The organism is Phocaeicola faecicola (assembly GCF_013618865.1).
In the GTDB taxonomy this organism is placed as follows: Bacteria; Bacteroidota; Bacteroidia; order Bacteroidales; family Bacteroidaceae; genus Phocaeicola; species Phocaeicola faecicola.
In genome coordinates this window covers 1-5,750 of sequence record NZ_JABSOE010000113.1, presented here as the reverse complement: position 1 = coordinate 5,750, position 5,750 = coordinate 1, and the positions used below count along the sequence as shown (strand labels likewise).

At 48.7% G+C, this 5,750-nt stretch carries 6 protein-coding genes; 4 read left to right on the top strand and 2 right to left on the bottom strand.

Annotated elements, in window-relative coordinates:
• Positions 1 to 299: 299 nt before the first annotated feature.
• On the bottom strand, positions 300 to 872 hold the full coding sequence (gene rfbC, locus H3001_RS18505; RefSeq protein WP_181215723.1) for a dTDP-4-dehydrorhamnose 3,5-epimerase: 573 nt from the start codon (positions 870 to 872) through the stop codon (positions 300 to 302).
• A gap of 8 nt (positions 873 to 880) precedes the next feature.
• The gene (gene rfbA / locus H3001_RS18500) at positions 881 to 1,768 is read right to left on the bottom strand and encodes a glucose-1-phosphate thymidylyltransferase RfbA (RefSeq protein WP_181215722.1); all 888 of its coding nucleotides are present in this window, start codon (positions 1,766 to 1,768) and stop codon (positions 881 to 883) included.
• Between the two features lie 163 nt (positions 1,769 to 1,931).
• Here rfbA and H3001_RS18495 point away from each other — a divergent pair, with 163 nt between their 5' ends.
• From H3001_RS18495 to H3001_RS18480, 4 genes are all read left to right on the top strand, one after another.
• Positions 1,932 to 2,288: a hypothetical protein gene (locus tag H3001_RS18495; RefSeq protein WP_181215721.1), complete on the top strand. Its 357-nt coding sequence runs from the start codon at positions 1,932 to 1,934 to the stop codon at positions 2,286 to 2,288.
• Positions 2,289 to 2,324: 36 nt separating this feature from the next.
• Positions 2,325 to 3,449: a glutathionylspermidine synthase family protein gene (locus H3001_RS18490; protein ID WP_181215720.1), complete on the top strand. Its 1,125-nt coding sequence runs from the start codon at positions 2,325 to 2,327 to the stop codon at positions 3,447 to 3,449.
• Positions 3,450 to 3,565: 116 nt separating this feature from the next.
• Positions 3,566 to 4,528: a YitT family protein gene (locus H3001_RS18485; protein WP_181215719.1), complete on the top strand. Its 963-nt coding sequence runs from the start codon at positions 3,566 to 3,568 to the stop codon at positions 4,526 to 4,528.
• A 531-nt stretch (positions 4,529 to 5,059) separates the two neighbouring features.
• Positions 5,060 to 5,620 carry a DUF3575 domain-containing protein gene (locus H3001_RS18480; protein ID WP_181215718.1) on the top strand — a complete coding sequence of 187 codons (561 nt, stop codon included), beginning with the start codon at positions 5,060 to 5,062 and terminating at the stop codon, positions 5,618 to 5,620.
• The last annotated feature ends 130 nt before the right edge of the window (positions 5,621 to 5,750 follow it).

The window sequence follows — 5,750 nt, the reverse complement described above, 5'->3', positions numbered from 1 at the left end:
TAATCCAATATCTGTGTGGGCAGTACAATACTGGCCAACATGCTCAAATAATCGTTTTCCATGCTGTAAAGTAAAGAACTATTCGATTAGATTACAAATTTATCCCCACTAAATTTCTACTGAGCCAAAAAACACAGAAAAAGGGCAATAGCAATGGCATATAAAGTGATTATACTCTATCGACTTTATATGCCACCTTACTTTTTAGGGACATTTACTGAATATCCCTAAATATCCTTGTGAAAATGGGAACTGCGTGATTCATCTTATTTTTCTGCCGGGGGCAAGATGAACCGGAATTATTTGTACAGATCTTCCGAATAATCGAAAAGCCAGTCCGCTTCGGCCAGCACTGGATGATGCTTGTCTTTTTCCGAAAGTACGGCCTTTTCAGCCGGAATCCTCCAGTCAATGCCCAGTGCCGGGTCGTCCCAGGCGATGGCACCTTCGTGCTGGGGAGCGTAGAAATTATCGCATTTGTACTGGAAAATCACTTCCTCCGTCAGTACGCTGAAACCGTGTGCGAATCCGCGCGGAATAAAGAACTGCCGGTGATTCTCTTCGCTCAGTTCCACTGCCACGTGCTGTCCGAAGGTCGGCGATCCCTTGCGTATGTCGACTGCCACGTCCAGTACCGCTCCCTTGATGACCCGCACCAGCTTGCTCTGTGCAAACGGCGGTTTCTGAAAATGCAGTCCGCGTATCACTCCATAACTTGATTTGCTCTCGTTGTCCTGTACGAAACGCACCTGGCGCACCTGCCGGTTAAAGTCCCTTTCCGAATAGGACTCAAAAAAATACCCTCTGTCGTCTTTGAATAAACGGGGCTCTATGATTACAACTCCTTCCAGAGCCGTCTTGATGATTTCCATGGTTTTCCTTAGTGTTGTTTCAGTTCTTCTATCACTTTCAGCAGATACTGTCCGTATTGGTTTTTCAGCATCGGCTGTGCCAGTTGTCGCATTTTCTCTTCGCTGATCCATCCTTTGCGGTAGGCAATGCCTTCCAGACAGGCCACTTTCAGACCCTGCCGCTTCTCGATGACTTCAATGTAGGTGGAAGCCTCTGCCAGGGAGTCGTGCGTACCCGTATCCAGCCAGGCAAAACCTCTTCCCAGGGTCTGCACCTTGAGCTGTTGCGCAGCCAGGAAATGCTGGTTGACCGTTGTAATTTCCAGTTCCCCGCGTGCAGACGGCTTGATATTCTTCGCAATCTCCACTACCTCATTCGGGTAGAAATACAGTCCCGTAACCGCATAGTTCGATTTCGGATGCTCCGGTTTTTCCTCGATGGAGAGGCAGTTGCCCTCCGGGTCAAACTCGGCCACACCGTAACGCTCCGGATCACTTACCCAATATCCGAAAACGGTCGCCTTGCCTTCTTCCTCGGCCGTACGTACCGCTTCCTTCAGCAGTGCCGTGAAGCCGTTTCCCTGGAAAATGTTGTCGCCCAGCACCAGGCAGGCGCAGTCGTTGCCGATAAATTTTTCTCCGATAATGAAAGCCTGAGCCAGTCCGTCGGGAGAAGGCTGTTCGGCATATTCAAAACGGACGCCGAAGTCGCTTCCGTCACCCAGCAGACGCTGGAAACCCGGAAGGTCATAAGGGGTGGAGATTATAAGGATTTCCCGGATGCCGGCCAGCATGAGTACCGAGATGGGATAGTAAATCATCGGTTTGTCGAAAACAGGGAGCAGTTGCTTGGAAACTCCCTTGGTAATCGGGTAGAGACGTGTGCCTGAACCTCCGGCTAAAACGATACCTTTCATAGTCAGTAAATTTCAATTTAAAATACGGGTGCAAGTTAGCGGTTTTTTGCCGAATTGGCAAAGTTTTGCCGGATAAACTTCCGGCATCAAGGATTTCTCGCTATTTTTGTAAAATTGAAACCTTATTTATTCCAATTCTAACCTAACTGAATCTATCTGAATTATGAATAGAAAACGATATTTGCTGGCAGCCGTGTGCCTGATGACGCTGGTGGGTTGCACCCAGAAGACCGAATTGCCGGAAAATCCGAAAGACCAGGAAGAGTACACGGACAGCCACGGGAACAGCTGGATATACAATGCCATGCTGATGCGCTGGGCGCTGATGCCTTCGCTGGCCAACGGCCTTTCTACCACCCATTATTATTATCCGAAGTCCGGTTCGTGGACCGATGTGAACGGCTCGCGTGTGGATCCTCCTTCGGGAGTGAAGGTGAGCAAGCCTTCGGCCGGAACAACCAAGTCGAGCGGACGGGTATTCGGTTCCAGCCGCAACTCGTTTCATGGCGTTCATGCCTGAGTGTAATTGTCTGTTTGTTGTTTTTACTCGATTTGTATGAAAAGACACCTTATCAAGCCGCGTGCGGATTATCAGAAGAAGATAGAAGAACTGGGATTTGACTTTCATGGAGATTACTGGCGGGAAGAGGCCTATTACAGTTTCTCGGCCTCGGAGATTGATTCGCTGGAAGTAGCTACGGCTGAGGCCTACCGGATGTATTGTGACACGGCGGCTTACCTGATTGAGGAAAAGCCCGAACTGCTGGAGCGTTACCTGCAGCTTCCTGCGGAAGTGGTGGAGCGTATCCGTGACTCGTGGGACCGTGACGAACTGAGTCTGTACGGACGGTTCGACTTCCTGATCGACCGTGAAGGGGTTCCCCGTATCCTGGAGTTCAATGCCGATACGCCAACTTCGCTGCTGGAGGCATCGGTCATACAGTGGCAGTGGAAGGAAGAGATGTTTCCGCAGGCCGATCAGTTCAACGGTATTCACGAGGGACTGGTGGCTTCGTGGCGCGATATTTTCCCGGAAGGGGGAGCGGTGCATTTTGCCGGTTCGCTCGAAGACCATGAAGATACCGGAACGTTGCAATATCTGGCCAGTACGGCCATGGAGGCCGGATGCTCTACAAGGGTACTGGATGTCAACGACCTGATACTGAACGACGGACGCTTTACCGACCCGTCGGGAGAGGCGGTGGAACGGTGCTTCAAGCTTTATCCCTGGGAGTGGATGGTGGACGAGAGTCCGGACGGATGCCTGGCCGAGGTGCAGTGGATTGAGCCTATCTGGAAACTGGTCATGTCGAACAAGGCGATTCTGAGTACGCTCTTCGAACTCTTCCCCGATTCTCCTTATGTGTTGCCGTGCTACATGTCGCGCCCGCGTCAGGGACGGTTCTGTAAGAAGCCGGTCTTCTCACGCGAGGGACATAACGTGAGCGTGGTCGACCTCCGTGAGTGGGAGGAGGTGGTGCGGCTGGCCGAGACGCCGGGCGACTATAACCGCGGGGCTTATGTGTACCAGCAGTATGTGGAACCGGTTTCGTACGAGGACCGTTATCCGGTAATCGGTTCCTGGATAGTGGGGGGTGAGCCTGCCGGAATGGGTATCCGTGAAAACCGGACGGAGATTACGGACAACCTCTCGGAGTTTGTGCCGCACATCATCCTGTGATGAGGAAAAGCGCTGTGTTCCCGGGCCGGGAAATGCGCCGGTGAGAATAATTCCGGGAAATTCCGTTCCGGATTGCCAAAAATGTGTATATTTGCTGCATAAAGATAATATTTGCTATGAAACAGACGCTATATGCATGGACTAGCATCGTAGTAGGATGCACCATTTTGGCTGCCGGATTTGTGTTTTTTATCAATCCGTATAATATCGTGCCCGGAGGAGTGTACGGGGCCAGTATCGTACTCCATAACCTGTTCCCTTCCATTCAGGTGGGAACGTTCGGATACATGTTTGATATCCCGCTGCTGATTCTTTCGGTGGTGCTGCTCGGGTCGAAACTGGGTATCCGTACCATCGTGGCGGCCATGCTGACTCCGCTGATCATGAATGTCATGTCCCGTCTGGTATATCCTACGCAGGAAGCATTGGAGAAACTGGACCCTACGCAGCTGCTGGGGGGAACCATGGACATGACCGATCATCTGATGCTGACCTGTATCATCGGGGCGGCCGTTATCGGGGTGGGTACCGGCATCGTAATCCGCAGTCAGGCGACGACAGGCGGAAGTGATATCGTAGGCATGTTGCTGCAGAAGTACTGTCACATCCGTTTTTCACGGGCCATTCTGCTGGTCGACGGTACCGTAGTCTGTTTCGGACTGCTGGTCATCGGTTTCGGTCTGGGTACTGCCGAGGACATGTCGCAGCCTTCCTGGCACTTGTCGTTTTATTCGCTCATCTCTATTTTCATCATCTCGCGGGTCATTGCCTATATGATAAACGGGGCGCGGAACGACAAACTGATTTTTGTCATCAGTGACCGTAAGATGGACGAGCTTCACCAGTATATCCTGAAGGACCTCGACCGTACGGCTACCTGCATCAAGAGTTCGGGACTGTATACCGGACGTGACAAGGAGATGATTTTCCTGGTGGTCAGCTATCAGGAGGTGCAGGGAGTGAAACTGAAAATCAAGGAGGCCGACCCCCGTGCCTTTGTGGTGGTTACCGATGCGTACGATACGTTCGGTGAGCGCTGGAAGGAACTTCCTTCGCCCAATGAGGTTTATCCAGAATAAAAGAGGCTGCCTGAACAGTGGATATGAACTCTTTGCTTTTGTCTTGGATAACGTTTCTTTATTGGTTTTTGAACCTATAATTATGCGTTGCCGAAAAGGTGGCGACGTTTTCTGAAAAGCTCGCGGTGTTTTGGGAAAAACATCGCGAGCTTTTTGTTGTCGCATAATGGTGTGGGAACAAATGCGTCATTATAGATTGGAAAATATTTGCCTGCATGATACTGATTTTCTGCTTTTCATAGAAAAGTGCACTTCCTTTTTTCTCCTTTTTCTTCAAAAATAAATACCTGAAAATCAGAATAAAAAAACTTGACTAAACGTTTTTTTTTTTTTTATATATTTTTATAGTACCGGGAGGGTTTTTCCCACACTCATATATAGAATGATGGTATTATATCCGTTTTCAATTTGCATCTACCACTTAGTATGTTCATCCTTGAGATGTCGTGTACTACGGTTCATGATGGTTTCTTCGCGATTCGGGATTTATGGCAAATATTGAAAAAATAAATTTGTAGTTATAGATAAAAAATGAAAAAGTGTTCTCTGTTGTTTATGACCTTATTGGCTGTTTCCGGACTTTCCGCACAAAGACTGGCAGTGAAAACCAATTTGCTGTATGATGTTACAGGTACTTTCAATGCAGGTCTTGAATTCCGGACTGCTCCAAGATGGACTCTAGATTTGTCCGCTAATTATAACCCCCTACAGTATGGAAATAACCGGAAAATGAAGCACTGGTTGTTTCAGCCCGAAGTGCGATACTGGCTTTGTGAAGCTTATAACGGACATTTTCTGGCTCTGCATGCACTCGGCGGAGAATTTAATGTGGGAAATATGGATTTGTACGTGTATCCCTCGTTTAAAGGGTACCGCTACCAGGGATATTTATATGGAGCCGGGTTGGGCTATGGCTATCAGTTTGTATTGGGAAGTCGCTGGAATCTGGGACTTCAAATAGGACTGGGCTGGTTACGGGCAAATTATGACAGGTACGACTGTGTGACTTGTGGTACATGGCTCGGTAGAGGAAAAAAGGATTTGCTTGGAATTACGAAAGCTTCGGTTTCACTGGTTTATTTGATAAAATAAAAAATCACTAGTGTCTCTTAAAAAATGTAAAACATCTCAATATGGCTCATTATGATGTAAAATCCAATTCTAGCTGACCGTCATTTTTGTAAAGGATGTCGTATTCAGCATGGCTAAATAGATCCTTGAT